General features: G+C 76.8%; 4 protein-coding genes. 1 reads left to right on the top strand and 3 read right to left on the bottom strand.

Going from position 1 to position 2,694, the window contains the following annotated elements:
- Positions 1-138: 138 nt before the first annotated feature.
- Positions 139-543: a hypothetical protein gene (locus E1291_RS40845; protein WP_131743392.1), complete on the bottom strand. Its 405-nt coding sequence runs from the start codon at positions 541-543 to the stop codon at positions 139-141.
- 112 nt (positions 544-655) lie between these two features.
- Entirely contained in the window at positions 656-1,021 is a 366-nt protein-coding gene (locus tag E1291_RS40840) for a hypothetical protein (RefSeq protein WP_131743391.1), read from the bottom strand.
- A 54-nt stretch (positions 1,022-1,075) separates the two neighbouring features.
- On the opposite strand from E1291_RS40840, the gene E1291_RS40835 reads away from it, so the two are divergent.
- A complete protein-coding gene (locus E1291_RS40835; protein ID WP_131743390.1) occupies positions 1,076-1,786 on the top strand; it encodes a histidine phosphatase family protein in 711 nt (236 codons plus the stop codon).
- Positions 1,787-2,022: 236 nt separating this feature from the next.
- On the opposite strand, the gene E1291_RS40830 is transcribed toward E1291_RS40835, so the two are convergent.
- Positions 2,023-2,694: helix-turn-helix domain-containing protein (locus tag E1291_RS40830; protein WP_207401243.1), on the bottom strand; the 672-nt coding region annotated here is incomplete at its 5' end.

Here is a 2,694-nt window from a genome sequence, read left to right as displayed (position 1 = left end):
CCGATCAGGCTCGGCCACAGCCGGGTGAACCCGTCCGACTGCTTGAGCGCCGTCGCCCACACCAGCTCCATGAACGCGGCGGGTCGCGTCAGCGCGCCGCCGGAGGACGCGCGGCCCCAGCACCTGTGGCCGGAGGGTTCACCCGCCGCCCACAGGGCGCCCACCGCCCGTATGGGACCCGCCCCCTGTGCGGGCGGTGCGGCGCAACCACAGCAGGCCCACGACCGGCAGGACCAGCGGGACGAACCCGTAGCCGCGCCCGTATCCGGACCAGACCGTCGCGTCCGGGAACGCCTCGGCGTCGACGAGGCTCAGCGTGCCGACGACCAGGACGCCCGCGAGCTCCACCGCGCACGCTGCGACGGCGACGCGCAGCGAGGCGCGGCCGCCGCGGGCCAGCGCGACGGTGGCCAGGACGTAGACGGCCGCGGCCAGCGCCGACAGCGAGTAGGCGACGGGAGCGGCCGAGAACTTCGTCGCGATCTGCACGCCCGCGCGGGCTCCCGCGGCCAGCGCGAAGACGGCGTAGATGGCGACCAGCAGCCGCCCGGGACCACTCCCCGTGGCGGCCCGGGTCTCGGTGCCCGTGCGGGCCTCGGTGCCGGCGCGGGCACCGGCGTCCGCACGGGCTCCGGGCCGGACTCCCGGTTCGGGTTCAGGCACCGGTGCCGCTCCAGATCTGGTTCAGCCTGACGATCATCACGGCGACGGCCAGGCACGCCACGACGAGCACGCCGGGGCCCCACCGGGAGCGTTCGAGGACGCCCCAGCCGGCACCGGCGGCCGGGATGAGCAGCACGCCCAGCAGGTAGCCGACGAACGTGGCGGGGTGCTCGGGGCCCTCGTCCCCGGCGAGCTTGACGAATCCCGTCACGGCCTGCGCGACCAGCAGCGCCTCCAGCACGCCGAGGACGACGAGGTGACCGGTGCCCATCGCGCGGTCGCGCAGCGCGGTCACCAGGGCGTGGCCCGCGGCCAGCAGCGCCACCACGATGATCACGGTGGCCAGGACGTTCGTCACGGCGAAAGAGTACTACGGCCTGTAGAGGACGCCGCACCGGTCCGGCGTGGCAGCATGGCGGGCGTGAACGCGCTGCAGTGGCTCATCCTGACCCGGCACGGTGAGAGCACCGGCAACGTCCGCTACCGCGCGGTGCAGGGCACCGACGCCGAGGAGACGGGGATCGTCGAGCGGGACGCCGACATCCCGCTGTCGGAGGCGGGCCGGGAACAGGCCGCGACGTTCGGCCGCTGGCTCGCCGCGCTGCCCCCCGGCGAGCGCCCGACGACGGTCGTCGCCTCCCCCTACCTCCGGGCCCTGGACACCGCGCGGATCGCGCTCGCCCAGGCCCCCTACACCGTCCCGGAGCCGCGGGCGGACGAGCGGCTCCGCGACCGCGACCAGGGCGCCTTCGAGGGCCTGACGCCGCTGGGGATCCGGCGCCGGTTCCCGGCCGAGGCCGAGCGGCTGCGGCGGCTCGGCAAGTTCTACTACCGGCCGCCGGGCGGCGAGTCGTGGACGGACCTGGCGCTGCGGCTGCGCGGCTTCTACCGCGATCTGGAGGCCGCCGCGCCGGGCGGGCGGGCGCTGGTGGTGGCGCACGACGCGATCGTCGTCATGACCCGCTACCTGGTGGAGGACCTGTCCGAGCGGGAGGTCCTGGAGATCGAGAAGGTACCGGTCGGCAACGCGTCGGTGACCCGCTGGCGGCACGCGGACGGCGGGCTGCGCGCCGTGTCCTACAACGACAGCGCGCACCTGGCCGCCGGATCCCCCACCGGCTGACCCGGCCGCCGCGCGACCCCTCACCGGGGTGAGACTCCGGACACCGCGCCGCCAGGTGACACGGACGCGGCGGTAAGCCGGTGCCCCGGACCCGCCCGGCGGGCCCGGCCCGGACGTCCCCGCTCCCAGCACGCCGGCTCGGTCGAACCGGCCCGGGCGAGCCCGCTCAGGCGGACCGGTTCAGACGTCCCCGGTCGGACGCGGCCGCTCAGGCGGGCGAGGTCAGGCGGGTGGGGTCAGGCGAGGTCGTTCAGGAGGCGGGTGCGGCGGGACGTGACGGCCGAGCGCCGGGGGTCGCCCGGCGGCAGAACGGCCTCCAGGCGGTCCAGGATCTCCAGGTCGGTGCGCCCGGTCTCGGTCTGGGCGTAGGTCCACAGCGTGTCGGCGCCGCCGCCGTCCAGGGCCTGCCGCCGGACGCGCACCGCCAGCTCGTCGCGTTCGGCGCGCACGGCGGGCGCGTCCGAGCGGGGCAGCAGCTCGCCGCCGTAGAGCCGGACGGCGGCGGCGACGTCGCCCTCGTCCAGCAGCCGCGCGACGGTGCGGAAGTCGGCGTCGACCGCGCAGCCGATCCGGTACGGCTTGGCGCGCACGAGCTCGCCGAGCTGGCCGCGGAGCCGGTGGATCTCGGCGCGGACGGTCCCGGGGCTGCCCTCCTCCCCGTACAGGTACCAGGACAGCCGGTCGCCGTTGAGGCCGTCCGGGTGCAGCGCGAGCAGCGCGAGGATCTCGGCGTGCCGCAGGGTGAGCGGCATCGGGACGCCGTCCAGGCGCGCGGACGGCCGGTCGGTGCCGAGGAACGTCAGCGCCAGCAGCGGCCGTCCGGTTCCGGTCACCTCCGCCCCGCCGGCGGGGCGGCGGCGGGGGACGGGACGCGGCCGGGCCGAAACGGGGGGCCGGGCGGCGGGCCC

This window comes from Actinomadura roseirufa (assembly GCF_900659635.1).
GTDB classification, from domain to species: Bacteria; Actinomycetota; Actinomycetes; order Streptosporangiales; family Streptosporangiaceae; genus Spirillospora; species Spirillospora roseirufa.
Note: the sequence above shows the minus strand (reverse complement) of the source record. Positions and strands in the feature narration are given on the sequence as shown.